The organism is Microbacterium soli, assembly GCF_039539005.1.
Lineage (GTDB): Bacteria > Actinomycetota > Actinomycetes > Actinomycetales > Microbacteriaceae > Microbacterium > Microbacterium soli.
The window spans coordinates 1,999,154-2,024,515 of record NZ_BAABCP010000001.1 but is presented as its reverse complement, the minus strand read 5'-3'; the positions used below and the strand labels follow the sequence as shown (position 1 = coordinate 2,024,515).

Annotated in this window: 23 protein-coding genes and 1 tRNA gene; 7 read left to right on the top strand and 17 right to left on the bottom strand. The window is 69.7% G+C overall.

Translation table 11 applies throughout. The features are described 5' to 3' along the window. The first annotated feature begins 204 nt into the window (after positions 1 to 204). Positions 205 to 1,212, top strand: coding sequence for a LacI family DNA-binding transcriptional regulator (locus ABD770_RS09465; protein WP_344819307.1), 1,008 nt, complete (start codon positions 205 to 207; stop codon positions 1,210 to 1,212). Positions 1,213 to 1,310: 98 nt separating this feature from the next. Here the strand turns inward: ABD770_RS09465 and rplL are convergent, their stop codons facing one another. Then, positions 1,311 to 1,694: a 50S ribosomal protein L7/L12 gene (rplL, locus tag ABD770_RS09460; protein ID WP_344819306.1), complete on the bottom strand. Its 384-nt coding sequence runs from the start codon at positions 1,692 to 1,694 to the stop codon at positions 1,311 to 1,313. Between the two features lie 48 nt (positions 1,695 to 1,742). Further along, the gene (rplJ, locus tag ABD770_RS09455; protein ID WP_344819305.1) at positions 1,743 to 2,231 is read right to left on the bottom strand and encodes a 50S ribosomal protein L10; all 489 of its coding nucleotides are present in this window, start codon (positions 2,229 to 2,231) and stop codon (positions 1,743 to 1,745) included. A 341-nt stretch (positions 2,232 to 2,572) separates the two neighbouring features. Between rplJ and ABD770_RS09450 the strand changes: the two genes are divergently transcribed. Beyond that, positions 2,573 to 3,253 carry a YqaJ viral recombinase family protein gene (locus ABD770_RS09450; RefSeq protein ID WP_344819304.1) on the top strand — a complete coding sequence of 227 codons (681 nt, stop codon included), beginning with the start codon at positions 2,573 to 2,575 and terminating at the stop codon, positions 3,251 to 3,253. Between the two features lie 18 nt (positions 3,254 to 3,271). Here the strand turns inward: ABD770_RS09450 and ABD770_RS09445 are convergent, their stop codons facing one another. Then, a complete protein-coding gene (locus tag ABD770_RS09445; RefSeq protein ID WP_425562762.1) occupies positions 3,272 to 4,156 on the bottom strand; it encodes a LysR family transcriptional regulator ArgP in 885 nt (294 codons plus the stop codon). Between the two features lie 70 nt (positions 4,157 to 4,226). Here ABD770_RS09445 and ABD770_RS09440 point away from each other — a divergent pair, with 70 nt between their 5' ends. After that, positions 4,227 to 4,925, top strand: a complete 699-nt coding sequence (locus tag ABD770_RS09440; RefSeq protein ID WP_344819302.1) for a LysE/ArgO family amino acid transporter — start codon at positions 4,227 to 4,229, stop codon at positions 4,923 to 4,925. Positions 4,926 to 4,932: 7 nt separating this feature from the next. Here the strand turns inward: ABD770_RS09440 and ABD770_RS09435 are convergent, their stop codons facing one another. The 13 genes from ABD770_RS09435 to gabT all read right to left on the bottom strand — a co-directional run bounded on the left by ABD770_RS09435 (position 4,933) and on the right by gabT (position 18,255). Next, positions 4,933 to 5,712: an amino acid ABC transporter ATP-binding protein gene (locus ABD770_RS09435; protein WP_344819301.1), complete on the bottom strand. Its 780-nt coding sequence runs from the start codon at positions 5,710 to 5,712 to the stop codon at positions 4,933 to 4,935. Further along, complete coding sequence (locus ABD770_RS09430; protein ID WP_344819299.1) at positions 5,699 to 6,361, bottom strand: amino acid ABC transporter permease; 663 nt, start codon at positions 6,359 to 6,361, stop codon at positions 5,699 to 5,701. Before ABD770_RS09430 ends, ABD770_RS09435 begins: the two co-directional genes overlap by 14 nt. 12 nt (positions 6,362 to 6,373) lie before the next feature. Next, a complete protein-coding gene (locus ABD770_RS09425) occupies positions 6,374 to 7,192 on the bottom strand; it encodes an amino acid ABC transporter substrate-binding protein (RefSeq protein WP_344819298.1) in 819 nt (272 codons plus the stop codon). A 206-nt stretch (positions 7,193 to 7,398) separates the two neighbouring features. Further along, on the bottom strand, positions 7,399 to 8,088 hold the full coding sequence (gene rplA, locus ABD770_RS09420; RefSeq protein WP_344819297.1) for a 50S ribosomal protein L1: 690 nt from the start codon (positions 8,086 to 8,088) through the stop codon (positions 7,399 to 7,401). Positions 8,089 to 8,099: 11 nt separating this feature from the next. Then, entirely contained in the window at positions 8,100 to 8,531 is a 432-nt protein-coding gene (gene rplK, locus ABD770_RS09415; protein ID WP_344819296.1) for a 50S ribosomal protein L11, read from the bottom strand. 251 nt (positions 8,532 to 8,782) lie between these two features. Continuing rightward, complete coding sequence (gene nusG / locus ABD770_RS09410) at positions 8,783 to 9,835, bottom strand: transcription termination/antitermination protein NusG (protein ID WP_344819295.1); 1,053 nt, start codon at positions 9,833 to 9,835, stop codon at positions 8,783 to 8,785. A gap of 62 nt (positions 9,836 to 9,897) precedes the next feature. Continuing rightward, positions 9,898 to 10,167, bottom strand: a complete 270-nt coding sequence (secE, locus tag ABD770_RS09405; protein ID WP_344819294.1) for a preprotein translocase subunit SecE — start codon at positions 10,165 to 10,167, stop codon at positions 9,898 to 9,900. Positions 10,168 to 10,208: 41 nt separating this feature from the next. Further along, positions 10,209 to 10,281: transfer RNA gene (locus ABD770_RS09400), tRNA-Trp, on the bottom strand. A 291-nt stretch (positions 10,282 to 10,572) separates the two neighbouring features. After that, positions 10,573 to 12,297 (bottom strand): ubiquinone-dependent pyruvate dehydrogenase, encoded by a 1,725-nt coding sequence (gene poxB / locus ABD770_RS09395; RefSeq protein WP_344819292.1) that lies wholly within the window; start codon positions 12,295 to 12,297, stop codon positions 10,573 to 10,575. Positions 12,298 to 12,498: 201 nt separating this feature from the next. After that, positions 12,499 to 13,860 carry an NAD-dependent succinate-semialdehyde dehydrogenase gene (locus tag ABD770_RS09390; RefSeq protein ID WP_344819291.1) on the bottom strand — a complete coding sequence of 454 codons (1,362 nt, stop codon included), beginning with the start codon at positions 13,858 to 13,860 and terminating at the stop codon, positions 12,499 to 12,501. Positions 13,861 to 13,880: 20 nt separating this feature from the next. Next, entirely contained in the window at positions 13,881 to 15,353 is a 1,473-nt protein-coding gene (locus ABD770_RS09385; RefSeq protein ID WP_344819290.1) for an NAD-dependent succinate-semialdehyde dehydrogenase, read from the bottom strand. A 72-nt stretch (positions 15,354 to 15,425) separates the two neighbouring features. Next, complete coding sequence (locus ABD770_RS09380) at positions 15,426 to 16,805, bottom strand: flavin monoamine oxidase family protein (protein ID WP_344819289.1); 1,380 nt, start codon at positions 16,803 to 16,805, stop codon at positions 15,426 to 15,428. An 82-nt stretch (positions 16,806 to 16,887) separates the two neighbouring features. Further along, the gene (gene gabT, locus ABD770_RS09375) at positions 16,888 to 18,255 is read right to left on the bottom strand and encodes a 4-aminobutyrate--2-oxoglutarate transaminase (RefSeq protein ID WP_344819288.1); all 1,368 of its coding nucleotides are present in this window, start codon (positions 18,253 to 18,255) and stop codon (positions 16,888 to 16,890) included. Positions 18,256 to 18,354: 99 nt separating this feature from the next. On the opposite strand from gabT, the gene ABD770_RS09370 reads away from it, so the two are divergent. After that, the gene (locus ABD770_RS09370; protein ID WP_344819287.1) at positions 18,355 to 19,857 is read left to right on the top strand and encodes a PucR family transcriptional regulator; all 1,503 of its coding nucleotides are present in this window, start codon (positions 18,355 to 18,357) and stop codon (positions 19,855 to 19,857) included. 28 nt (positions 19,858 to 19,885) lie between these two features. Here the strand turns inward: ABD770_RS09370 and ABD770_RS09365 are convergent, their stop codons facing one another. Further along, positions 19,886 to 21,337 (bottom strand): helix-turn-helix domain-containing protein, encoded by a 1,452-nt coding sequence (locus ABD770_RS09365; RefSeq protein ID WP_344819286.1) that lies wholly within the window; start codon positions 21,335 to 21,337, stop codon positions 19,886 to 19,888. A gap of 217 nt (positions 21,338 to 21,554) precedes the next feature. Between ABD770_RS09365 and aceB the strand changes: the two genes are divergently transcribed. The 3 genes from aceB to rraA all read left to right on the top strand — a co-directional run bounded on the left by aceB (position 21,555) and on the right by rraA (position 25,333). Beyond that, positions 21,555 to 23,156 carry a malate synthase A gene (aceB, locus tag ABD770_RS09360; RefSeq protein ID WP_344819899.1) on the top strand — a complete coding sequence of 534 codons (1,602 nt, stop codon included), beginning with the start codon at positions 21,555 to 21,557 and terminating at the stop codon, positions 23,154 to 23,156. A gap of 28 nt (positions 23,157 to 23,184) precedes the next feature. Then, positions 23,185 to 24,780, top strand: a complete 1,596-nt coding sequence (locus tag ABD770_RS09355; RefSeq protein WP_344819285.1) for an isocitrate lyase — start codon at positions 23,185 to 23,187, stop codon at positions 24,778 to 24,780. 88 nt (positions 24,781 to 24,868) lie between these two features. Further along, positions 24,869 to 25,333, top strand: coding sequence for a ribonuclease E activity regulator RraA (rraA, locus tag ABD770_RS09350; RefSeq protein WP_344819283.1), 465 nt, complete (start codon positions 24,869 to 24,871; stop codon positions 25,331 to 25,333). Positions 25,334 to 25,362: the final 29 nt, after the last annotated feature.

The following is a 25,362-nucleotide window of genomic DNA, read 5'->3' as shown; positions in this document are numbered from 1 at the left end:
GATCTCCACTGCCATTGAGGAACCGATTCCAGGACAACATACTTGCCCCGACGCCCCATCACAACGCCACGCCAGGACTTGGCCACAACCGTTGTGGAGACGTGATGCAGGGTTTGGGAGCGCTCCCAAATACTAACCTGTGGAACCGGTTTCCATCGACTCGAAGATGCGGATACGCTGTCGGGAGCCCACCACGGAGGAGTCATGAGCACGATCGCCGACGTCGCAGCTCGCGCCGGCGTGTCCAAGGCGACGGCGAGTCGGGCCCTCAGCGGGCGCGGCTACGCCTCCGAGCGCACCCGCGCGAAGGTGCGGGCCGCCGCCGCCGAGCTCGACTACATCGGGCACTCCTCCGCGACGAGCCTGGCCACCGGCAGATCGATGTCGGTGGGGGTGATCATGCCCGCTCTGGACCGCTGGTTCTTCGCCGAGCTCCTCGCCGGCATCCAGGAGGAGCTGCTGGGCTCGGGGCTCGATCTGGTCCTCTACGGGATCCGGGAGGGAACCGCCGAGCGCGCGCGCCTGTTCGAGGAGGTGCTCCCCCACCGACGCCTGGACGGCATCATCGCCGTGGGCATCCAGCCCAGTGCGCACGAGCTCGAGCGGCTGCTCATGGTCGACTCGCCGCTGGTGAGCATCGGTGCATACAGTCCGGGCAGCAGCGCGGTCGCGATCGACGACGTCGCCGCCGCGCGCATGGTGACCGAGCATCTCATCGACCTCGGTCACCGCGAGATCGCCTTCCTCGGCGGGACGACGGATGCCTCGACGCATGCGTTCGGCGATGACCGACGGCTCGCCGGGTATCGTGCGGCGATGACCTCAGCGGGGCTCGCCGCGCACATCCGCCACATCGACAGCGCCCCCACCATGCCGGGCGGCTACGAGGCGGGGGTGCGGATGCTGGGCGACCGGCGGCGGCGGCCGACGGCCTTCGTCGCCGTCTGCGACGAGGCCGCGGTGGGTGGGATCATCGCCGCCCGCCGGCTGGGCCTCTCCATCCCCGCGGAGCTGAGCGCGGTGGGCATCGACGACCATGCGCATGCGGAGATGTTCTCCCTGACGACCGTGCGACAGCATCCGCGTGGACAGGGTGCCGCCGCCGTCGCGCTGCTGCTGCGACGCATCGAGGATCCGGATGCCGATCCCGTCCAACAGCTGCTGCCCTTCGAGCTCGTCGTGCGCTCCTCCACCGCCGTCCCGCGCGCCTGAGCTCTCGGGGGCCTGCCACGGGCCGTCCGGCAGGTGCGGCGGAGGGCCCCGGGACGGATCCCGGGGCCCTCCGGCCGAATCGTCGCGGTGCGACGGGATTACTTCAGGGTGACCGTCGCGCCGGCGGCCTCGAGGGTCTCCTTCGCCTTGTCGGCGGTCTCCTTGTTGGCGCCCTCCAGGACGGCCTTCGGCGCACCGTCGACGACGGCCTTGGCCTCGCCCAGGCCCAGCGAGGTGAGCTCGCGGACGGCCTTGATGACCTGGATCTTCTTGTCGCCGACCGACTCGAGGATGACGTCGAACGAGTCCTTCTCCTCCTCGGCGGCGGCCTCGCCGGCACCGCCGGCGGCACCGGCGACGGCGACGGGCGCGGCCGCGGTGACCTCGAACTTCTCCTCGAACGCCTTCACGAACTCGCTGAGCTCGACGAGGGTGAGACCGGCAAACTGCTCCAGCAGCTCCTCAGTGGTGAGCTTCGCCATGATGTTTCTCCTAACAGATGGGGGTGGTATGAGGGAGTCGCCGGTCGCTCACGCGGCCTCTGCGGTCTCCAGCTTTGCGCGAAGCGCGTCGATGGTGGCGGCGGCCTTGCCCATCGTCGCCTTCATCATGCCCGCCGCCTTCGCCAGCAGAACCTCGCGGCTCTCCAGGGAGGCGTACTTGCTGACCTCGGCGGCGTCGAGGGTCTTGCCCTCGAAGATGCCGCCCTTGATCACGAGAAGCGGGTTGTCCTTGGCGAAGTCACGCATGGCCTTGGCGGTGGCGACGAAGTCACCGTGCACGAACGCGACGGCCGAGGGACCGGTGAGGTCCTCGTCCAGCGTCGTGATCCCCGCGTTGTTGGCGGCGATCTTGGTCAGCGTGTTCTTCACCACGGCGTACTCCGCGTTCTGACGGATGCTGTCGCGCAGCTGCTTGAGCTGGGCGACCGTCAGACCGCGGTACTCGGTCAGCAGGACGGCGTTCGAGTTCTCGAAGTTCTTCGTGAGCTCGGCAACCGTTGCATCCTTCTGCGCCATGGTCACTCCTAACGTGTACGGATGCCGCGCGGCTGCGTGACATCGACCTCGACCACCCCGCCTGAAAAGCAGAAAAGCTCCGGCGCAAGCGCACGGAGCATGTTCCTCGGGAGAGAATCTCTATGACACCTGCGCGGGCCCCTGCTGAGCAGTGCTTCGATCCTCGTGCTCGCACACGAGGATGACCGGCGGTCTTCGGTTGGCATCGATTCTACGGCATCCGCCCACCGCTCCCAAATCCGCACTGCCGGTCATCCCGGGCACGGCCGGGAGCCGACGTCGGGACCGGCACGCGGCGTGTGCGGGCCGGCCGCGCCGGACGCGCGGGGTAGCCTCATGGGGTGACCCCGCAAGAACTCGATGCCCGCATCATCGCGGACTCGCGCGATCGGGTCGACTGGCTCCGCGCCCGGGCACGCGGAATCACCGCCACGGACGTCGCCGGGCTCTCCGGGGAGTCGTCGATAGCCAGGGCGGCGGATGCCAAGCTCGGCCGGGGCCCGCACTTCCGGGGCAACGCCTACACCGACCACGGCAGGCGGCGCGAACCGGAGATCGCCGCCTGGGTCGCGGCCACGCATGGCATCCTGCCGTCGTCGGCGCTGTTCCGCTCCGAGCATGAGCCCCGTCACCTCGCCACTCCCGACGGCGTCCGTCTCGACGGCGAGGGGCGCGTGCTGCTCGCCGAGATCAAGACGACCAACAAGTCGTGGCGCACCATCCCCCGCACCTATCTGCGCCAGGTCTGGTGGCAGCAGTACGTCCTCGGCGCCGAACGGACGCTGTTCGTGTGGGAGGAGCACGTCGACTTCCAGCCCGTGCACGACGAGCCCAGGTGCGTGTGGATCGACCGCGACGAGAAGCAGATCCGGCGGCTGGTGGGCCTGGCCGATCGACTGATCGACGAGCTGTACCACCGTACGACGGGCAAGGAACCGCCCCACCGCGGCCCAGTCGCCCCTCGCAGCCGCACCTCGCTGCGGGAGCGCGACATGTTCCGCGCGCTGGCGCTGACGGACTGAGCCCGCGGGCCGCGCCGCTCACATCGGGGCGAGCACCCGCCGCGCCTCCTCGGACACCTCGGCGGCGATGGCGTCCAGCAGCGGGGAGCGCAGATTCCACTGCTGCCAGTGCAGCGGAACCCTCGTGGCGGGACCGCCGAGGTCGATGAGGTCGTCGCCGGCCTGCGGCATCGGGATGAGCCCCCAGCCCAGGCCCAGCCGCACGGCCTGCGAGAAGTCGTGGGATGCCGGCACGTAGTGCCGCGGCACGTGCCACGGGTCCACCCCCCTGCCCCGCAGCCAGTCATGCTGCAGGGTATCCCGGCGATCGAAGTCGACGAAGGGCGCCTCTCGCAGCGCATCGTCGGTGGCACCCTGCGGGAACCAGCGCCGGATGTATGCCGCGGAGGCCATCGGGCGGTACTCGAGCATGCCCAGCGGCGTGACGAGGCACCCGCCCACCGGAGCCGACTCACTGGTGACCGCGGCCATCACCTCACCGGACTCGAGGAGGCGGGCGGTGTAGTTCTGGTCGTCGCGATGCAGGTCGACGTCGATCGGATGCCGTGCCGCGATGCGTGCGATCGGCGCCAGGAACCAGGTGGCCATCGAGTCCGCGTTCACGGCGACCGGGACCCGGATGCGCCGCGCGCCGTCACCGGTGTCCCCGAGGCCGAAGGCGGCGACCACGTCGTGCTCGAGCAGTTCCACCTGCCGGGCCAGTCGAACCAGCGCCTCTCCGGCCTCGGTGGCGCGCACCGGACGGGAGCGCACGACCACCACACGACCCAACTGCTGCTCGACGGCCTTGATGCGCTGACTCACGGCGGACGGCGTGATGTGCAGTCGCTGCGCGGCGGCGTCGAAGCTGCCCTCATCGATGACGGCCGCGACAGTGCCGGCGAGCTGCGCGTCGATTCTCACATAAGCCATGATAATGCTGATGCAGTGATCTTCACTGGACTTCATGTTCTCCTGCACCTAGCGTGGATGCGTGCTCAGCTTCCTCGCCGGCCTCGGTCTCGGCCTCTCACTCATCGTCGCGATCGGCGCGCAGAACGTGTTCGTGCTGCGGCAGGGCCTGCGGCGGGAGCACGTGCCGGCGGTCGTGGCGATCTGCACGGCCTCCGATGCCGTCCTCATCGTCGCCGGCGTCGCCGGGCTCGGCTTCCTCGTGGAGCAGGCGCCCTGGCTCCTGGCCGCAGCACGATGGGCCGGTGCGCTGTTCCTGCTCGCGTACGCCCTGCTGGCGGCGCTGCGCTCCTGGCGGGGGCAGGACAGCCTGCACGCCGAGGGCGATGCGGGCGCGCATGAGGCGGTGCCGGCCGGGTCCGCGGCATCCGTCCCCGCACCGGTGCGCACCACGACGCGACCCCGTGCGGCGGCGACAACCACACGGCTGATGCCCGTCGTCGCCACGGTCATCGCGCTGACCTGGCTCAACCCGCACGTGTACCTCGACACGGTGCTCATGCTGGGGTCCGTCGCCGCCACGCACGGCGACGCGCGCTGGCTCTTCGCCGCCGGGGCGGTGCTCGCCAGTTGCCTGTGGTTCACCGGGCTGGGCTTCGGCGCCCGTCACCTCGGCCGTTGGCTGCGCACGCCCAGGGCATGGCGGATGCTCGATGGCGGCATCGCAGTCATCATGGCCGTGCTGGCGATCGCGCTGATCCTGCCGGCCGTCACGGGATAGCCCGGGCTCAGGCGCCGTCGAGGGGGCGCATGATCCTCGCGAGGAACCGCCGGGTGCGCTCCTGGACGGGGGCGCCGAACAGCTGCGCAGGAGCGCCCTCCTCCACGACGACACCGCCGTCCATGAAGACCACGCGGTCGGCGGCCTCCTTCGCGAAGCTCAGTTCGTGGGTGACGACCACCATGCTCCATCCCTCGTCGGCCAGCTCCTTGATGACCCGCAGCACCTCGCCGACGAGCTCGGGGTCCAGCGCACTGGTCGGCTCGTCGAACAGCAGCAGATCGGGGTGCAGCGCGAGGGCGCGGACGATGCCGACGCGCTGCTGCTGACCACCGGAGAGCTCGTGCGGGCGCGCGTCCTCGCGATCCGCCAGTCCCACCCGCGCCAGCAGCGATCTGGCCTCGGCGACCACCTCGTCCTTCGGCCGCCCCTGCACCCGCCAGGGCCCCTCGATGACGTTCTGAAGGACGGTGAAGTGCGGGAACAGGTTGTGATTCTGGAACACCATCGCGGAGCGGTCGCGCAACGCGAAGCGCTGCCGCTGCGTCACCGGGACGGAGAAGTCGATGTCGACCCCGCCGTCGACCACGAGCGATCCGCCGTCCGGCGTCTCCAGGCCGTTCAGCGAGCGCAGCACGGTGGTCTTGCCCGACCCGCTCGGACCGATCAGCACGACCACCTCACCGCGATGCAGCGTCAGGTCGATCCCCCGCAGCACCTCGTTGTCGCCGAAGCTCTTGTGCAGTCCTGCGGCTCTCAGCAGCGGCATCCGCTCAGTGGGAGACATGGCGGTCCAGCCTCCTCTCCAACGCGCTCTGCCCCGCGGCCAGCACGAGACAGATCACCCAGTAGACCAGCGCGGCGGTCAGATACACGACCATGACCTGATACGACGACGCCGCGATCTGCTCCGCCCGCCGGAACAGCTCGGTGACGAGGATCGTCGAGGCCAGGGAGGTGTCCTTCACCAGCGAGATGAAGGTGTTCGACAGCGGCGGCACGGATACTCTCGCCGCCTGCGGCAGGATGACGCGCGTCAGCGTGCGGGTGCGATTCATCCCGACCGTGTACGCCGCCTCCCACTGCCCCTTCGGCACCGAGAGGATGGCCGCTCGCACGATCTCCGCCCCGTACCCGCCGACGTTCAGTGACAGCGCGATGATGGCGCTCGGCCACGGGTCGATGAGGATGCCCAGCGCCGGCATCCCGTAGAAGATCACGAACAGCTGCACGAGCAGCGGCGTGCCGCGGATGACGGAGATGTAGAACCTGGCGATGCCCGCGACGACGGGCCGGACGGAGATCCGCATCAGCGCGACGAGCACCGCGATGACCAGCCCCGCCGCGAAGGACGCCAGGGCGAGCGGGATGGTGCCCAACAGTCCGCCCAGGGCGATCGGCCCCAGGGAGTTCAGGAAGAGCTGCCAGGCGTCCATCGACGGCTCACCTCATTCCGTGACGTCCGCGCCGAAGTACCGCTCGCTGATCTTCGCGAGGGTGCCGTCCGCGCGCAGCTCGTCCAGTGCACCGTCGACCGCCGTGGCCAGCGCGGTGCGATCCTTCAGGAACGCGAACGCCTGCTCACCGGCATCCTCGGTCTCCGCGGCGATCTTCAGGCCGGTCGGCCCGTCGGTGGTCTCATAGTCGAGGAAGGTGAGCTTGTCGTTGATGGTCGCATCCACGCGCCCCTGGCGCAGCAGCGCGACGGCCTGCGCCCACCCGTCGACGGCCTCGACCTTCGCCCCGGATTCGATCGCCAGATCGTTCCAGTTGCTCGTGAGCGACTGCGCTGCGGTTCTGCCCGCGAGGTCGGAGAAGGAGCTGATCGAATCGTCGTCATCGGCGACGACGATGACGCCCGGCGAGACGGTGTACGGCTCGCTGAAGAGATACTTGGCCTCGCGCTCGTCGTTGATCGTGACCTGGTTGGCGATGACGTCGAACCGCCCGGCGTCCAACCCTGCGAAGATGGCATCCCACTGCGTCTCCTGGAAATCGACCTTCAGGTCGAGCTTCTCGGCCACCGCCGTGATGATCTCCACGTCGAAGCCGGTGAGTTCGCCCGCCCCGCCGTCCGCGTGGAAGCTGAACGGCCGATAGGTCCCCTCTGTGGCGACCGTCAGCACACCGGCCCTGACGAGCCCGTAGTCGCCGCCGGAGGCGCCGACCGACGCGGGGCCGGCGGGCGCTGCGGTCGTGGAGCAGCCGGTCAATGCCGTGACGGTCGCGATGACGACGGCGGCGACGGAGACGAGGCGACGGGACATGGGTGGTTGCCCTCCTGGGGTGACGATGCGCGGGCTCGGGCTGCGAGCGATGGGCGCGATGATGGGGGTGGTATCCAGCCACAGTACGCACCGTGGTCCATCACCCGGCGTCTCATGACGCCGGGTGACGCCCGGACGACTGCGGTGGCTCTCCGCCGAACGCGGAGAGGCCCCCGCCTGCGGCGAGGGCCTCTCTGCGACTCGACTCAGATGGCGTTGACGTCCAGCGGGATGCCGGGGCCGAACGTGGTCGACACGGCGCCCTTCTGGATGTAGCGGCCCTTCGCGCTCGCGGGCTTCAGACGCACGATCTCGTCGAGGGCGACCGAGATGTTCTCGTTCAGCTGCTCGGCGGTGAAGGAGGCCTTGCCCACGATGAAGTGCACGTTGGCGTGCTTGTCGACGCGGAACTCGATCTTGCCGCCCTTGATCTCCTCGACGGCCTTGGCCGGGTTGGGGGTCACGGTGCCGGTCTTCGGGTTGGGCATCAGACCGCGCGGGCCGAGCACCTTGCCGAGACGTCCGACCTGGCCCATGAGCTCAGGGGTCGCGACGGCGGCGTCGAAGTCGGTCCACCCACCGGCGACCTTCTCGATGAGCTCGGTGCTGCCGACCTCGTCGGCGCCCGCGGCGATGGCGGCCTCGGCGGCCGGACCGTTCGCGAACACGATGACGCGGGCGGTCTTACCGGTGCCGTGCGGGAGCATGACGGTGCCGCGCACCATCTGGTCGGCCTTGCGCGGGTCGACGGCGAGCTTGAGGGCGACCTCGACGGTCGAGTCGAACTTCGCCGAGCCGGTCTCCTTCGCGAGCGCGACGGCCTCGGTCGGAGTGTAGAAGCGGTCGGCCTCGATCTTCGCGACTGCGTTGCGGTATGCCTTGGACTTGGTAGCCATCGTTATCTCCCTCAGCCCTCGACCGTGATGCCCATCGAGCGGGCGGTTCCGGCGACGATCTTCGACGCGGCGTCGATGTCGTTCGCATTCAGGTCGGCCTGCTTCTGCTCGGCGATCTGACGGACCTGCTCCGCCGTGATCTTCGCCACCTTGACGGTGTGCGGGGTGGCCGAGCCCTTGGCCACGCCTGCCGCCTTCTTGATCAGTTCAGCCGCCGGCGGGGTCTTCAGGATGAAGGTGAAGCTGCGGTCCTCGTAGACGGTGATCTCCACGGGGATGACGTTGCCGCGCTGCGACTCCGTCGCGGCGTTGTACGCCTTGCAGAACTCCATGATGTTGACGCCGTGCTGACCCAGGGCGGGTCCGATCGGCGGCGCCGGGTTGGCCGCACCGGCGTTGATCTGAAGCTTGATCAGGCCGGTCACCTTCTTCTTGGGTGCCATTCTCTTTCCTTTCATCGAGCGGATGCCGTGGGCATCCCTCTCCCGCAGATCCGGCATCTCCGGACCGCGGTGCCGTTCGTGCGCACCGAAGCGACGCACAAACCATAGGAGTCTACCCGATCGGCGCGGCTCGGATGGTCATGCATCCGGATGCGTCGCCGCGATCCACTCCCCGATCCGGCGCAGCTCGTCGCACAGCTCGTGCGGCCAGACGGCCTCCGCGCGTCGACGGGCTCAGCGGCCCGCGCGCGTCACAGCATCTTGGTGACCTGCTCGAAGGCGAGCTCCACCGGAGTCTCGCGCTCGAACAGCGACACGAGTACGGTGAGCTTGCCCGCGGCGGCGTTGATCTCGCTGATCGTGCCGGGAAGGCCCGCGAACGAGCCCTCCTTGATCGTGATGGTCTCGCCGACCTCGAAGTCGACCTCCGCGGCCATGGGACGAGCCACGGCGACACCGCCCTTCGCGGCGATGGACTTCGCCGTGGGGACGTCCTTGACCTCGACCAGCGGCTTGAGCATGTTGAACGCCTCGTCGAAGCGCAGCGGGGTCGGGTTGTGGGCGTTGCCCACGAAGCCGGTCACACCCGGGGTGTGGCGCACGACCGACCAGGTGTCCTCGTTGAGCTCCATGCGCACCAGCACGTAGCCGGGGATGCGCACGCGGGTGACCATCTTGCGCTGGCCGTTCTTGATCTCGACGACGTCCTCCATGGGGACCTCGATCTGGTAGATGTCGTCCTCGACCTCGAGGGTCGACTTGCGCTGCTCGAGGTTGGCCTTCACCTTGCGCTCGAAGCCCGCGTAGGAGTGGATGACATACCACTTGCCCGGCAGCATCCGCAGGTCCATCTTGAAGGCCTCATACGGGTCCTCCTCGACCGGCGCATCCTCGGCATCCGTCTCGTCGGAGCCCTCGGTCTCGTCGGCCTGCTGAGCGTCGGGCTCGGGCCCGTCGTACGGCGTCACCGCCTCGGCCGCGGATGCCTCCTCTTCAGCGATTTCCTCCGCCACAGCGTCATTGAGGACCTCGGCGGCCGCTTCAGACTCAGCCGCTTGGTCCAGGTTGAGAGCGTCGTTCACGATCGCGTCCGCCTCCGGGTCTTCGATTTCGATGTCGTCCGTGTCATCGTCGTACTCCTCATCGGAGCCGGTCCCACCCTCGACGTGCAGGGCGACCGTCTCCGCCGACGAGGACGCCTCCTGCTGCTCGGCGAGGATGTTACCCTCCTGGGACTCGTCCTCCTCGCTGGACTGCTCAGCGGCGGTGGCCCAGTCGGCATCGTCGGAATATCGTTCAGACACGTTGCTTCTTTCCGTTCACTCGACGGTCCGGCAGGTGGTTCCCACGCCCGTCGAAGGGTGCGTCAACTGCCGGGGACCCCGAACACGAGATGAGTCACGTAGCCGAACAGCGAGTCGAAGCCGTAGACCAGACCCATCACGATCAGGACGAACACGAGCACCACGACGGTGAACTTGATGAGCTCCTTGCGAGTCGGGGTGACGACCTTGCGCAGCTCGCTGATCACCTGGCGGAAGAACAGCGCTATCCGCCCGAAGAAGCCCAGCTGCTTGTCACGCAGGGAATACGGGCCTGCTGCGACGCTGTCGCCGCGAACGTCGTCCTGATCCATCCTGCCTGTACCTTTCGTGAGTCAGCGTGTGCGCTGACGCGCAGGGCGGACAGGAATCGAACCTGCAACCTGCGGTTTTGGAGACCGCTGCTCTGCCAATTGAGCTACCGCCCTAGAGACCGAATGGCCCCTGGGTCCGCGCCCTCCGCATGCCGGGAGGGCACGGTGAAGGATGCAGACAACTGCCCTCCAAGTGTACGGCATCCGATCCCCTCGGCCGAACCGGGCCGACATCCCGCGTGAGTCGCACGGCCTGTCGTCCCCGTTCCGCCGCGAGCCGCCGAGTCACCGAACCGTCCGCCGACCCCGCCGCCGAGCCACCACGCAACCAGCGAGCCACCATACGGATCGCAGTGATCTCGATGGTGGCTCGCGAACAGGGTGGTGGCTCGGGGACGGTCCGTCTCAGAACAGCTGGCGCCAATTGGCCTTCGCGAGGTCGAGCAGCTCATCGCCGCGCCCGGACATCACGGTACGGATCGCGTAGAGCGCGAAGCCCTTCACCTGTTCGGCGGTGATCGACGGCGGCATCGACAGCTCCTGCCGCTCGGTCACGACGTCCAGCAGTGCCGGCCCGTCGTGAGCGAGCACCTCGGCGACGGCGGCGGGCAGGTCCTCGGAGCGCTCGACGCGCCTGGCGAAGATTCCCAGCGCCTGCGCGACGGCCGCGAAGTCGGGGTTGTCCAGGTCGGTGCCGTAGGTGACGAAGCCGGCGGCCTTCATCTCCAGCTCGACGAAGTTGAGCGAGGAGTTGTTGACCACGATGGTCTTCACCGGCAGCCGGTTCTGAGTGAGGGTGATGAGCTCGCCCAGCATCATCGCCAGTCCGCCGTCCCCGGCGAGCGCGATCACCTGCTGACCGGGGCGCGCGGTCTGCGCGCCGATCGCGTGCAGGAGGGCGTTGGCCATCGAGCCGTGAGTGAACGATCCGATCAGACGGCGCTTCGGCGTCATGGTGAAGTAGCGTGCGGCCCACACCGTCGGAGAGCCCACATCCGCGGTGAGGATCGCGTCCGATGCGGCCGCCTCATCGAGGAGGCGGGCGAGGTACTGCGGGTGGATCGGCGCGCTGCCCCGGGCGGGCACCGCCAGGTCGTCGAGCTTCGCGCGAGTCCTGCGGTAGTGTGCGAGAGCGTCATCGAGGTGTGCGCGGTCGGTCTTCGCCGTCAGGCGCGGCATCAGCGCCTGGACCGTCGCCTGGACATCGCCCACCAGGCCCAGGTCGAGCGGATGCCGTCTGCCCAGCTGCTCGCCGCGGATGTCCACCTGGATGGTCGTCGCGCCCTCAGGATAGAACTGCGCGTACGGGAAATCGGACCCCAGGATCAGGAGGGTCTCGGCATCCTCCATCGCGCGATAGCCCGAGGCGAATCCCAGCAGACCGGTCATCCCGACGTCGAAGGGATTGTCGTACTCGATGTGCTCCTTGCCGCGCAGCGCGTGGACGATGGGCGCCGCCAGGCGGTCCGCCAGTGCGATGACCTCGTCGTGCGCGCCCTCGACTCCGGCGCCGGCGAGGATCGTCACCCGCCGGCAGTCGTTGAGCAGCTGCGCCGCCCGATCCAGCTCCGCCGGGCTCGGGGTGACGACGGGGTTCGCGCGCGGGATCTCGACCGCGCGGTCGTCGGCGATGTCGGCGAGGGCGACGTCGCCGGGGATGACCAGCACCGCCACGCCGCGCTGCTCGACGGCCGCGCGCATGGCGACCTCCATCAGGCGCGGCATCTGGGACGGGTCGGCGACGTACTCGACGTACACGCTGCACTCGCGGAAGAGCTCCTGCGGATGGGTCTCCTGGAAGTAACCCGTGCCGATCTCGACCGTCGGGATGTGGGCGGCGATCGCGAGCACGGGGACGCGGGAGCGGTTGGCGTCGTACAGCCCGTTGATCAGGTGCAGGTTTCCGGGCCCGCAGGAGCCGGCGACCACGGCGAGATCACCGGTGAGGGCGGCGTCGGCGGCGGCCGCGAACGCCGCGGACTCCTCATGGCGCACGTGCACCCAGCGGATCGTGCCGTCCTTGCGGAGGGCGTCCGTGAATCCGTTGAGCGAATCGCCCGGGATGCCGTAGACCCGGTCGATGCCATTGGCGCGGAGTGTGCGGACCATATTCTCTGCGACGGTGGTCATGGTCCGAGCCTATGCCGCGCCGAGGCCCCCGCGGGCCAGATCCATCCTCTCTCTCCCCCGTCCGCCCCGCACGGTCACCGAACCACCATCCGACCCGCGAGCCACCATGCGGATCGCGGTGATCTCGATGGTGGCTCGCGAACAGGGTGGTGGCTCGGCAGAGCAGCGGGCGGTCCGCCGACCGCACGGCCGCGGCAGCCGTCAGGCCTTGCGGATGAGCTTCCTGTTGACGAACTCGTCGGCGGCCAGCAGGCCCAACTCGCGGGAGGTGCCGCTGCGCTTGACGCCGCCGAAGGGCAGCTCGGGGCTGTCGGCGAGCACAAGATTGACGTACACCATCCCCGCCTCGATGCGATCGGCCACGCGCTCGGCCTGCTCGGCGTCGGTCGTGAAGACGTACGATCCCAGCCCGAAGGAGGTGTCGTTGGCGAGCGCCACGGCGGCGTCCTCGTCGGCGACGCGGTACACGACCGCCGCGGGCCCGAACAACTCCTCGCGGTACACGTCCATCTCCGGCGTCACATCGGCCAGCACGGTCGGTGCGAAGAACGTGCCCTCTCTCGTGCCGCCGGTCAGCAGCGTCGCGCCCTGCGCCACCGCGGTGTCGATCTGCTCCTGCAGCCGCTCGGCCGCCGCCTCCGACGACAGCGGCCCGAGCACGGTGTCCTCCTGCGTGGGGTCCTCCGCCGAGACGGCGGCGAGCGCGGCCACGAACTTCTCCGTGAACTCCTCGTACAAGCCGTCCACGACGATGAAGCGCTTGGCGCCGTTGCAGGACTGGCCGTTGTTGTCCAGTCGCGCGTCGACGGCGTTCTGCACGACCGCGTCCAGGTCGGACGTGGACAGCACGATGAACGGGTCGGACCCGCCCAGCTCCAGCGCGACCTTCTTGAGGTTGCGTCCGGCCACCTCGGCCACGGCGGCGCCGGCGCGCTCGGAGCCCGTCACCGAGACGCCGTGCACGCGCGGGTCGGCGATGATGTCCGCCGCCTGCTCGTTGGTGGCGTACACGTTCACGTAGCCGCCGTCGGGCAGACCCGCGTCCCCGTAGATCGCCTCGAGGGCGGCCGCCGACTCCGGGCACTGCGGGGCGTGCTTGAGGATGATGGTGTTGCCGATCGCGAGGTTGGGGGCCGCGAAGCGCGCCACCTGATACGCCGGGAAGTTCCACGGCATGATGCCCAGCAGCGCCCCCAGTGGGGCACGGCGCACCACCGCCGTCCCGTCGCCGAGGATGTCGAGCGGACGGTCGGCGGTGATCTTCTCGATGTTGTCGGCGTAGAACTCGATGATGTCCGCGGCGAACTCCACCTCGCCGACCGCGGCGGCGATGGGCTTGCCCATCTCGCGCACGATGATCGCGCCGAGCTCGTCCTTGCGCTCGCGGTGCAGCTCGGCGATGTGACGGATGACGGTCGCGCGCTCGGCGGGCGGGACCGCCGCCCAGGTCGTGGCGGCGGATGCCGCACGCCCGACGGCGTCGTCGATCTGCGCGTCCGTGAAAGTGTCGTACGTGGCGACGGTCTCACCCGTGGCCGGATTGACGACGGCGTAGTCGGTCATGTCGGTTCCTCTCGTCGGGGTCAGCTGTTGGGGAGGAGGGTGTACTTGGTGGACAGGTACTCGTGGATGCCCTCGGCACCGCCCTCGCGGCCGATGCCCGACTGCTTGACACCGCCGAAGGGGGCTGCGGCGTTGGAGATCACTCCCACGTTCAGGCCCATCATGCCGGTCTCGAGCGCATCGATCATCCGGTGACCGCGGGCGAGGTCCTCGGTGAACACGTAGCCGACCAGCCCGTACTCGGTGTCGTTGGCCAGGCGCACGGCTTCGGCCTCGTCCGAGAACCGCGCGATCGCGAGCACCGGCCCGAAGATCTCCTCGCGCAGGATGTCGCTGCCCGCGACCACGTCGGCGAGGACGGTCGGCTCGTAGAACGTGCCCTCCCCCTCGATCGCGCCGCCGCCGACCAGCACGCGGGCGCCGCGCTGCACGGCATCCCCCACCAGCTCCGTCGCCTTGGCGACGGCATCCGCGTCGATCAGCGGGCCGATCACGACGCCGTCCTCGGTGCCGCGACCGATCTTCATCGCCCGCACGCGCTCGGCCACCCGGCGCGCGAACTCCTCCGCGACGGACTCGTGCACGATGAAGCGGTTGGCGGCCGTGCAGGCCTGGCCGATGTTGCGGAACTTCGCCGCGATCGCGCCGTCCACGGCCTTGTCCAGGTCCGCGTCCTCGAACACGACGAACGGCGCGTTGCCGCCCAGCTCCATCGACACCCGCAGCACGCCCTGGGCCGCCTGCGCGATGAGCTTCTGGCCCACCGGCGTCGAGCCCGTGAACGAGAGCTTCCGCAGCCGGGGGTCGGCGATGATCGGCGCCGACAGCGCACCGGACCGCGAGGTCTGCACGATGTTGACGACACCGGCGGGCAGCCCGGCCTCCTCCAGCAGCTTCGCGAAGAAGATCGTGGTCAGCGGCGTGAGCGCCGCGGGCTTGACGACGACGGTGCAGCCGGCCGCCAGCGCGGGAGCGATCTTGCGTGTGGCCATCGCGAACGGGAAGTTCCACGGCGTGATGAAGAACGACGGGCCGACCGGGCGCTGCGACACGATCATGCGGCCGGTGCCCTCCGGGTTGGAGCCGTAGCGACCGCTGATGCGCACGGCCTCCTCGCTGAACCAGCGCAGGAACTCGCCGCCGTAGACGACCTCGCCGCGCGACTCCGCGAGCGGCTTGCCCATCTCGAGCGTCATCAGCAGCGCGAGATCCTCCTTGTGCTCCTGCACGAGCTCCCATGCCCGGCGCAGAATGTCGCTGCGGGTGCGTGGGGCGGTGGCGGCCCACGCATCCTGCGCGGCGACGGCCGCATCCAGCGCCAGGATGCCGTCGGCCGGCGTCGCGTCGGCGATGGACGCGATCACCTGGTCGGTGGAGGGGTCGCGCACGTCGAAGGTGCGCCCCTCCTCGGCATCCGTCCACTGTCCGCCGATGAAGAGGCCGTGCGGGACGCGGGCGAGGAGGTCCTGCTCGGCGGGTGCGAGTGTGCTCATGGTTCGTCTCAATTCTTTGCGAGTGCGAGGATTGCGGATCGGCGGCTGGGCGGGCTGTTCCCGCCCAGCGTCTCACTCCTGGGATGCTGCGGTGCGCGCCTTGTCGACGATCTGCGAAGCGACCAGCCTGCCCATCCGGATCGCGCCGTCGACGTGCTGGTAGCCGGCGCCGGCGAGGTCGCTGCAGGCGAAGTGGATGGGCCCGACGGCGGTGCGCAGATCGGCGCCGTAGCGGTGCAGGCCGCCCATGTCGAAGCTGGCCGCATAGGCGCCGCGGGTCCACTCCTCGGAACCCCAGTCGCTCTCGTAGTAGACGAGGGGGTTCTTCGCCTCGGGACCGTAGTAGTGCGACAGCGATTCGAGGATGCGCTCCCTGCGCTCGTCGGCGGAGAGCTCGAACAGGTCGTCGGCGTTGCGATCGCTGACGAACCCGACGAGGGTTCCCCGCTCGTCGCCGTGGTTGGTGTTGTCGTACGCCTCGTGGGAGAGCTCGTACGGGCTGAACGCCGTGCCGCTCAGGCCCTGCTCGCGCCAGAACGGCCGGTCGTACACGGCGTGCACCTTGATGACGAAGCCCATCGACAGGTGCTGGTGCAGCTGATGCTGACGGCGCGGCAGCGGCGGCGTGAACGAGATGCGGCTGTAGAGCACGGGAGCGTGCGCGAGGATCGCGTAGCGGGCCTTGATCACGGTGCGGTCCGTCGTGGCGACGACTCCCGCCTCGGACCACTCCAGGCTGCGCACCGGCTGCCCGAGCAGCACGTCGTCGCCCAGGCGCTCGGCCAGCAGGAGCGGAACCTGCTGCAGTCCGCCCACGACGCGCTTGTCGAGGATGAAATCGGCGTCGACGAGGTTCGAGTAGGAGCCGGCGGATGCCGCCATCAGCAGCGACTGCAGCAGGGAGAAGGCGTGCGTGGGCTTGGTGAGCATGGCGGTCCCTGTCGCGAAGGCGAGGTTGCGGATCGCCTCGTCGTCATCGGTCTGCTCGTGCAACCAGGCGTCCCACGTGATCCGATCCCATTCGGCGGCCTTCGGGTGCGCCCAGGGGCGGTCGGGGTCGACCTCGGCGGCCATCGCGTCGAGGCGCTCGGTGACCTCCGCGATGACCTTCTCCGTCGCGGGCGACACGGGGAACATCTCCCCCGTGAAGCGGTGCACGGCGCCGTCCGGGCCGATGTAGACGCTGTCGCCGTCGCGGTGGCGGCTGAAGGTCTCCAGACCGAGGTCCTCGACGGTCTCCTGCAGCGCGTGCTGGTCGGGCGAGATCCACTGACCGCCCAGCTCGAGCATGGCGCCGTCGATGACGTCGGTCCACAGCCGGCCGCCCACGCGGTCGCGGGCCTCGAGGACGGCGACGGACAGCCCCGCCCTGCGCAGCTCGTTGGCCGCGGTCAGTCCGGCGGCCCCGGCGCCGACGACGACGACGTCGCGGCTGATCTCCTGGTCAGTCATGCTGGTCTCCTTCGATTCGATGCGGAATGTGCTGCGTCGGTCGCGATCCGTGATCCCCCGACCGGGATCGCGACCGACGGTCTCAGTCCTGCCGGATGCCGGCGAGCGCGGCGGCGACGACGTCGAGGCCGTCGCGGAGCAGGTCGTCACCGATGGACAGCGGCGGCAGGAAGCGGATGACGTTGCCGAAGGTGCCGCAGGTGAGGACGATCACGCCCTGGGCGATGCAGGCCTTCGCGACGGCGCCGGTGAGCGCGGCGTCCGGCTCCCCGGTGGCCGGGTCGACGAACTCGGCGGCGACCATCGCCCCGTGCCCGCGGACGTCGCCGATGCGGGGATCGGCGGCGGCGATGGCCCGCAGCCTCTCCTGCAGGATGGTGCCGATCTGCTGCGCGCGCTCGACGAGGCCCTCGTTCTCGAAGGCGGAGATGGCGGCGATGGCGGCCGCGCAGGCGACCGGGTTGCCGCCGTAGGTGCCGCCCAGACCGCCCGGGTGCGCGGCATCCATGATCTCCGCGCGACCGGTGACTCCGGCCAGCGGGAGCCCTGCGGCGATGCCCTTGGCGGTGGTGACGAGGTCCGGTTCGATGCCGAAGATCTCGCTCGCGAACATGGCGCCGGTGCGGGCGAAGCCGGTCTGCACCTCGTCGGCGATGAAGACCACGCCGTGGGCTCGGCACCAGGCGACGATGGCGTCGAGGAAGCCGTCGGCGGGGACGATGAAGCCGCCCTCCCCCTGGATCGGCTCGATGATGACGGCGGCGAGGCCGTCGGCGCCGATCTGCTTCTCGATGAGCGTGATGGCGCGCTGCGCGGCCTCGGGCCCGGTGAGCCCGTCGCGGTACGGATAGGACCCGGGCACGCGGTAGACCTCGGGGGCGAACGGTCCGAAACCGGCCTTGTAGGGCATGGCCTTGGCGGTGAGCGCCATGGTCAGGTTGGTGCGCCCGTGGTACCCGTGGTCGAAGGCGACGACGGCCTGGCGGCCGGTGTGCTTGCGGGCGATCTTGATCGCGTTCTCGACGGCTTCGGCGCCGGAGTTGAACAGGGCGGTCTTCTTGGCGTGAGCGCCGGGGGTGAGGCGGTTCAGCGCCTCGGCGACCTCGACGTACGACTCGTACGGCGAGACCATGAAGCAGGTGTGGGTGAACTGCGCCGCCTGCGCGGCGATGGCGGCGGCGACCGCGGGGTGGGCGTTGCCGACGCTGGTCACGGCGATGCCGCTGCCGAGGTCGATGAGCGAGTTGCCGTCGGCGTCGAGGACGACTCCGCCGCCGGCGGCGACGACCGCGACGGGCACGGAATGCGCGATGCCCGCGGCGACGGCATCCGTCTTGCGGGAGAGGATGGCGGCCGAGCGCGGCCCGGGCAGCTCGGTGACGACGCGACGGACCTGCTCGAGGGTGGGTCCGCCGGCGGGGATTGTGATGGTCTCGTCGATGAGGGTCATGAGGCGAGGCTATGTCGCCGCCGCACACTCCGCATCCGCCGCGTCGTACAATCGGAAGCATATTTTCGCCCGTTTGTACAAGCCGAGGAGTCGGATGCCATGGAGCTGACCGCCGCGTCGACACTGCGTGCGCTGCTCGGCCGCCCGGACCTGCGGCTGCGCCTGCTCTCCGAGGAGAGCGCCCTCGGGGCCGATGCGCTGGAGCAGCGGGTGCGCTGGGTGCACAGCTCCGACCTCCTCGACCCCACACCGTTCCTCACGGAGGATCTCGTGCTGCTCACCACCGGCGTGCAACTCGCCGAGCAGGATCCGCACGGGACCGAGGAGTACGTCTCGCGCCTCGTGCATCGCGGCGTGCTGGGCCTCGGCTTCGGTTCGGGCGTGCACCGCAGCCGCGTGCCGGACGAGCTGGTGTCCGCCTGCGCGCGGGCGGGCCTGGCGCTGTTCGAGGTCCCCTACGACATCCCGTTCCTCGCCATCGCCCGCGCGCATGCCGAGGTCATCGCCGCGGAGGCGTACGCACGCCGCACGTGGGCCCTCGACGCGCAGCGGGCACTGGCCGTCGCCGCCCTCCGGCCGCACGGGCTGGACTCCACGCTCTCCGAGCTGTCCCGGCGCCTGGGATGCTGGGTGGGGATGTTCGACGCGACGGGGGCGCTGGTGCACGCGCATCCGTCCGAAGCCGTGGCGGGGATGCCGGCGGTGGCCGCCGGTGCCGCCGATCTGCTGTCCCGCGGCGGCGCGGCCAGCAGGACGATCGAGGACGGCGCTGCGGCGTTCACGCTGTTCACGCTGGGGCGCTCGGGCAGGCTGCGCGGCGTGATCGCGCTGGCGGCTGCGGGGCTGGACCCCGAAACCCGGGCGGTCATCACCTCGGTCATCGCGATGGCGGCGCTGGCGCTGGAGCAGAACCGCCGCATGGCCAGGGAGCGGCGCCGACTGCACGGCCAGCTGCTGGCGTCGCTGCGGGCGGACGACCCGGGCCTGGCCCGGCGCGTGCTGGGCTCGCTCCCGACGGCGCCGGTCGTGGTGGCGGTCGCCGCGACCTCCCGCGTCGAGATGATCATGGACTGGTGGGACCGCAGACGAACGGATGCCGGCACCGCGTCGTTCATCGCGGACGACGCCGACGGCGTCACGATGTGCGTGGCCGCGGAGGACGCCGACGTCCTCGACGGACCCGCCCGCGCCTTCGACCTCCGGATCGGCGTCTCCGAACCGGCCGACTACACCGCCTTCTCGCAGGCGCACGCCCAGGCCCTCGCGGCGCTGCGCCACGGCGATGCCGACGGTGTCGTGCGCTACCGGAGCACGCTGACCGGGGGCGTGCTGGATGCGCTCGGCGGCGAGGAAGCACGGCTCGTCGCCCGCACCCTGCTGGCGCCGCTGCGCCGCCACGACGCGGAAACCGGGTCCGAGCTCGAGCGCACCCTGCGAGTGTGGCTGGAGCACGACGCGCACAGCGAGCGCAGCGCGACGGCTCTCGGCATCCACCGGCACACCCTGCGCACGCGCATCGCCCGGGCCGCGAAGCTCCTGGGCACCGACCTGTCCGGGTTCCCCGCCCGTGCGGAGGTGTGGGCGGCGCTGCGCGCCGCGTGACCGCATCCGCCCTCGTGTCCTTCCCACCTCACGTCGGGGCGTGCGCCTCCAGGAACTCGTACACGTCCGTGGTGTCCACGCCCGGGAAGGCGCCGGTGGGCAGCGTCGCGAGCAGCGTGCGCGGGGTGCGCACGTTCGGCCAGGACCGCTCGCGCCAGCGCTCCTCGAGCTCGGCCGGCGCGCGACGGCAGCACACCTCGACGGAGTGCTTGGAGACGCCGCGATTCGGGGTGTCGCGCCCCACGAACCACTTCGTGTCGTCGAAGCGCACCCCCACGCTCACCGAGTGCAGGCCCTCACTGGAGGGCTCCACGCGGGCCGTGCACCAGTAGGTGCCGTTTCCGGTGTCGGTGTACTGGTAGTAGGGGTTGAAGCGGTCCTCGACCTCGAACACCTCGCGGCTCGTCCAACGACGACAGCACATCTGCCCCTCGATGGAGCCCAGCCTGTCGGTGGGGAAGTTCACGTCGTCGTTCTCGTACGCCTTGGTGATCGTGCCCGACTCGTGCACCTTGAGGAAGTGCACGGCGATCCCCAGATGCCGGGTGGCGAGGTTCGTGAACCGGTGCGCGGCGGTCTCGTACGAGACCGCGTAGGCGTCGCGGAGATCCTCGATGGACAGGGCGCGTCGCGACTTCGCCTCCTGCAGCACCGGGACGACATGCGCCTCCGGCACGAGGATGGCGCCCGTGAGGTAGTTGGTCTCCACCCGCTGTCGCAGGAACTCGGCATAGCTGCGGGGTTCGCTGTGCCCGAGGATGCGACTGGACAGCGCCTGCAGCACCGCCGTGCGCGCGTCGCCCTTGGCGGGGATGCTGCTGGAGAGGTACAGCCTGCCGTTGGCGAGGTCGGCGACGCTGCGGGTGCTCTGCGGCAGATCGGCGGCGTAGTGCAGGGTGAAGCCGAGATGCGCGGCGATCTCGGAGGCCGTGCGCTGCGTGACAGGGCCGCCGGAGTGCCCCACAGCGGCGAGGATGTCGGCGGCCTCGGACTCGAGATCGGCGAAGTAGTTGTCCTGCGCCCGCATGAGGTGACGCAGCTCGACGTTGGCGCGGCGCGCCTCCTCCGGCGTGGCCGCGCGCTCATCGCGGAGCCGCTCGATCTCGCCGTGCAGGGCGAGCATCGCGCCCAGGACCTCGGAGGGCACGGACTTGCCGATGCGGAAGGGCGAGATCCCCAGCGCCTGGAACGTCTGCCCCTTCATGGCGCGCTCCAGAGCGATCTCCATGGTGCTGCGCTCATCGAGCGGCTCGCCCTCCAGCAGAGCGTCGATCGTGGTGCCCAGCGCGCGCGCGATGCTCTGCAGCAGGGTGAGCTTGGGCTCGCGCTTGCCCGTCTCGAACATCGACAGCTGGCTGGGCGCGCGGCCGACGAGTCCGGCGAGGTCGTCGAGCGTCATCCCCCGGGCCGTGCGCAGCTGACGGATGCGGCGGCCGATGGTCAGGGCATCGGAGTCTTCTGCGACTTCTGCGGTGGTCATGTCCGTGATTGTGTCACAGGAACAGAATTTCAAGCAATCTTCACCTCGATCCTGGCCACGGATCGTCTGGTTCTTCACGCATTGTGGATGTCAAGCCAACCGGGCCCCCGACACATCCCGTGCCGACCGACATCTCACGGAGGAGAAGATCATGAGCATCCCCACTGCGTCTCAGGCCGCCCCGATCCGGACCGTCGGCACCGCCGTCGTCGGCAGCATGGGTCCTGAGCTGCGCATCACCGGCCCCCTGCACGAGAGGTTCGAGGAGATCCTCACGCCCGCGGCGCTGGCCTTCCTCACGGAGCTGCACCACCGGTTCGCGGGCCGCCGTCACGACCGTCTCGCCGACCGGATGCGTCGCCGCTTCGAGATCGGGAACGGCCACGACCCGCGCTTCCGCGATGACACCGCGCACATCCGCGACGACCCCGACTGGCGCGTCGCCGGCGCCGGCCCCGGGCTGGAGGACCGCCGGGTGGAGATCACCGGCCCGACCGACCCGAAGATGACCGTCAACGCGCTCAACTCCGGTGCTCGCGTGTGGCTGGCGGACCTGGAGGATGCCACCAGCCCGACCTGGCGCAACCTCATCGGCGGTCAGCTGACGCTGCGGGATGCGATCCGCGGCGAGCTCGCGCACACCAGCGCCGACGGCAGGGAATACCGCGTCACGACCGAGCGGACTCCGACGATCGTGATGCGCCCGCGCGGCTGGCACCTCGGAGACAGGCACATCGACTTCACGGACCGCACGGGCCGCACCCTGTCGGCATCCGGATCCCTGATCGACTTCGGGCTGTACTTCTTCCACAACGCGCGAGCGCTCATCGATGCGGGCCGCGGCCCCTACTTCTACCTCGCCAAGCTGGAGTCCAGCGAGGAGGCGCGGCTGTGGGACGACGTGTTCTCCTTCAGCGAGGAGTACCTCGGCATCCCGCACGGCACGATCCGCGCGACCGTGCTGATCGAGACCCTGCCGGCCGCGTTCGAGATGGACGAGATCCTGTACGAGCTGCGCGAGCACTGCGCGGGGCTCAACGCCGGCCGCTGGGACTACATCTTCTCGATCATCAAGAACTACCGTGGCCGCGGTGCGCGCTTCGTCCTCCCCGACCGCAGCGAGGTGACGATGACCGTGCCGTTCATGCGGGCGTACACCGAGCTGCTGGTGCAGACCTGCCACCGGCGCGGGGCGCACGCGATCGGCGGCATGAGCGCGTTCATCCCCGACCGTCGCGACGCCGAGGCCACCGCACGCGCGCTGGAGAAGGTATCGGCCGACAAGAGGCGCGAGGCCGGAGACGGCTTCGACGGGACGTGGGTCGCGCATCCCGACCTCATCCCCGCCGCGCTGGCCGAGTTCGACGCCGTCCTCGGCGCCCGTCCGCACCAGCTGGACCGTCTGCGCGACGACGTCGAGGTGACGGCATCCCATCTCCTCGACCTGCGCATCGGCCGCGCGATCACCCGCGCCGGCGTGCGGGAGAACGTGTCCGTCGCCATCCGCTACATCGAGGCCTGGCTGCGCGGTCAGGGCGCGGTGGCCATCGACGGGCTCATGGAGGACGCCGCCACCGCCGAGATCAGCCGGTCGCAGATCTGGCAGTGGATCAACCAGGACCGCCGCACGGAGGAAGGCGACCTCATCACCGCCGAGTACGTCGAACGCCACATCGGAGAGGTGATCGCGCAGACCGCGCGCACCGAGGGCGATCGCTTCGACGACGCCGCCGACGTGTTCCGCGAAGTCGCTCTCCAGCCCGAGTTCCCCGCATTCCTGACACTGACGGCGTCTCGCTTCCTGACCGAGACCGCCTGACGACCCGCCCGCTCACGAAGGACTTGACATGACCCACTATCAGGACGACATCGCCGCCATCCAGGAGCTGAAGGACGCCAACGGCTCGGGCTGGAACGCCATCGACCCCGAGTCGGCCGCCCGCATGCGGGCGCAGAACCGGTTCCGCACGGGACTGGACATCGCCCGCCACACCGCCGACATCATGCGCCGCGACATGGCCGAGTACGACGCCGACTCGTCGGCCTACACCCAGTCGCTCGGTGTCTGGCACGGCTTCATCGGGCAGCAGAAGCTCATCTCCATCAAGAAGCACCTGAAGTCGACGAACAAGCGCTACCTGTACCTGTCCGGGTGGATGGTCGCCGCCCTCCGCTCCGAGTTCGGGCCGCTGCCCGACCAGTCCATGCACGAGAAGACCGTGGTCCCCGCGCTCATCCGGGAGCTGTACTCGTTCCTGCGTCAGGCGGATGCCCGTGAGCTGGACCTGCTGTTCACCCGGCTGGACGCCGCCCGCGCGGCCGGCGACGAGACCGCCGCCGAGTTCATCCAGTCCCAGATCGACGGGTTCCAGACGCACATCGTCCCCATCATCGCCGACATCGACGCCGGGTTCGGGAACCCGGAGGCGACGTACCTGCTCGCCAAGAAGATGATCGAGGCGGGCGCCTGCGCCATCCAGATCGAGAACCAGGTCTCCGACGAGAAGCAGTGCGGACACCAGGACGGCAAGGTCACGGTGCCGCACGAGGACTTCATCGCGAAGCTCAATGCGGTCCGCTACGCGTTCCTCGAACTCGGCGTCGACAACGGCGTCATCGTCGCCCGCACCGACTCGCTGGGCGCCGGCCTCACCCAGAAACTCGCCGTCAGCCGGGAGCCGGGCGACCTCGGCGACCAGTACAACTCCTTCCTCGACGTGGAGGAGATCAGCGAGGCCGAACTGCGCGACGGCGATGTGGTCATCCAGCGCGAGGGGAGGCTGCTGCGGCCGAAGCGCCTGGCCAGCAACCTGTACCAGTTCCGTCCGGGAACCGGAGAGGACCGCGTGGTGCTGGACTGCATCACGGCCCTGCAGCACGGCGCCGACCTGCTGTGGATCGAGACCGAGAAGCCGCACGTCGAGCAGATCGCCGGCATGGTCGACCGCATCCGCGAGGTCATGCCCGACGCCAAGCTGGTGTACAACAACAGCCCGTCGTTCAACTGGACGCTCAACTTCCGCCAGCAGGCCTACGACCAGCTGGTCGAGCAGGGCCGGGACGTCTCCGCCTACGACCGCGACAAGCTCATGAGCGTGGACTACGACGACACCGAGCTCGCCCGGATCGCCGACGAGAAGATCCGCACGTTCCAGCGCGACGGGTCCGCCCGCGCCGGCATCTTCCACCACCTCATCACCCTGCCGACCTACCACACGGCGGCCCTGTCGACCGACAGCCTCGCCAAGGGCTACTTCGGCGACGAGGGCATGCTGACCTACGTCCGTGACGTGCAGCGCCAGGAGATCCGCCAGGGCATCGCCACCGTCAAGCACCAGAACATGGCGGGCAGCGACATCGGCGACAACCACAAGGAGTACTTCGCCGGCGAGGCCGCGCTGAAGGCCGGCGGAAAGCACAACACCATGAACCAGTTCAGCTGATCGACTCCTCGATCCCTTCGACGGGCTCAGGGGCCCAGCAGTGGGCCGCTGAGCCCGTCGAAGCACCCCGCTCTCCGAAGGAGACCCCATGATGTCCACCGCCGACCTCTACGACCTGCACGGCGAGGCCCTGCAGTCCCTCCCGCTGCAACTGCGCTCCTTCGGCGGTGTTCCGCGGTTCGAGGGCCCGATCCGCACCGTGCGATGCTTCCAGGACAACGCCCTCGTCAAGCGGATCCTGCAGACACCGGGCGACGGCGCGGTGCTCGTCGTCGACGGATCGGGATCCCTCCAGACCGCTCTGATGGGCGACATGATCGCGCAGAGCGCCGTGGACGCCGGCTGGGCCGGCGTCGTGATCCACGGATGCGTGCGCGACAGCGTCGCTCTGGCCAGGATGCCCCTGGGCGTCAAGGCGCTCGGCACCAATCCGCGCAAGAGCGCGAAGGAGGGCACGGGTGAGATCGACGTCGTCGTGGAATTCGGCGGTGTCTCCTTCCGCCCCGGCGCGCGCCTGCACGCCGACGAGGACGGCGTGCTCGTCGAACGCTGAGCCCGTCAGTGCACCGGAGCAGAACCCGG

What these genes read in the sequence shown, in the direction of transcription:
- ABD770_RS09465 (WP_344819307.1), top strand. Translation starts at nt 205, where the DNA reads ATGAGCACGATCGCCGACGTCGCAGCTCGCGCCGGCGTGTCCAAGGCG.
- rplL (WP_344819306.1), bottom strand. Translation starts at nt 1,694, where the DNA reads ATGGCGAAGCTCACCACTGAGGAGCTGCTGGAGCAGTTTGCCGGTCTC.
- rplJ (WP_344819305.1), bottom strand. Translation starts at nt 2,231, where the DNA reads ATGGCGCAGAAGGATGCAACGGTTGCCGAGCTCACGAAGAACTTCGAG.
- ABD770_RS09435 (WP_344819301.1), bottom strand. Translation starts at nt 5,712, where the DNA reads ATGTCTCCCACTGAGCGGATGCCGCTGCTGAGAGCCGCAGGACTGCAC.
- ABD770_RS09430 (WP_344819299.1), bottom strand. Translation starts at nt 6,361, where the DNA reads ATGGACGCCTGGCAGCTCTTCCTGAACTCCCTGGGGCCGATCGCCCTG.
- ABD770_RS09425 (WP_344819298.1), bottom strand. Translation starts at nt 7,192, where the DNA reads ATGTCCCGTCGCCTCGTCTCCGTCGCCGCCGTCGTCATCGCGACCGTC.
- rplA (WP_344819297.1), bottom strand. Translation starts at nt 8,088, where the DNA reads ATGGCTACCAAGTCCAAGGCATACCGCAACGCAGTCGCGAAGATCGAG.
- rplK (WP_344819296.1), bottom strand. Translation starts at nt 8,531, where the DNA reads ATGGCACCCAAGAAGAAGGTGACCGGCCTGATCAAGCTTCAGATCAAC.
- secE (WP_344819294.1), bottom strand. Translation starts at nt 10,167, where the DNA reads ATGGATCAGGACGACGTTCGCGGCGACAGCGTCGCAGCAGGCCCGTAT.
- poxB (WP_344819292.1), bottom strand. Translation starts at nt 12,297, where the DNA reads ATGACCACCGTCGCAGAGAATATGGTCCGCACACTCCGCGCCAATGGC.
- ABD770_RS09390 (WP_344819291.1), bottom strand. Translation starts at nt 13,860, where the DNA reads ATGACCGACTACGCCGTCGTCAATCCGGCCACGGGTGAGACCGTCGCC.
- ABD770_RS09385 (WP_344819290.1), bottom strand. Translation starts at nt 15,353, where the DNA reads ATGAGCACACTCGCACCCGCCGAGCAGGACCTCCTCGCCCGCGTCCCG.
- ABD770_RS09380 (WP_344819289.1), bottom strand. Translation starts at nt 16,805, where the DNA reads ATGACTGACCAGGAGATCAGCCGCGACGTCGTCGTCGTCGGCGCCGGG.
- gabT (WP_344819288.1), bottom strand. Translation starts at nt 18,255, where the DNA reads ATGACCCTCATCGACGAGACCATCACAATCCCCGCCGGCGGACCCACC.
- ABD770_RS09370 (WP_344819287.1), top strand. Translation starts at nt 18,355, where the DNA reads ATGGAGCTGACCGCCGCGTCGACACTGCGTGCGCTGCTCGGCCGCCCG.
- ABD770_RS09365 (WP_344819286.1), bottom strand. Translation starts at nt 21,337, where the DNA reads ATGACCACCGCAGAAGTCGCAGAAGACTCCGATGCCCTGACCATCGGC.
- aceB (WP_344819899.1), top strand. Translation starts at nt 21,555, where the DNA reads ATGGGTCCTGAGCTGCGCATCACCGGCCCCCTGCACGAGAGGTTCGAG.
- ABD770_RS09355 (WP_344819285.1), top strand. Translation starts at nt 23,185, where the DNA reads ATGACCCACTATCAGGACGACATCGCCGCCATCCAGGAGCTGAAGGAC.
- rraA (WP_344819283.1), top strand. Translation starts at nt 24,869, where the DNA reads ATGATGTCCACCGCCGACCTCTACGACCTGCACGGCGAGGCCCTGCAG.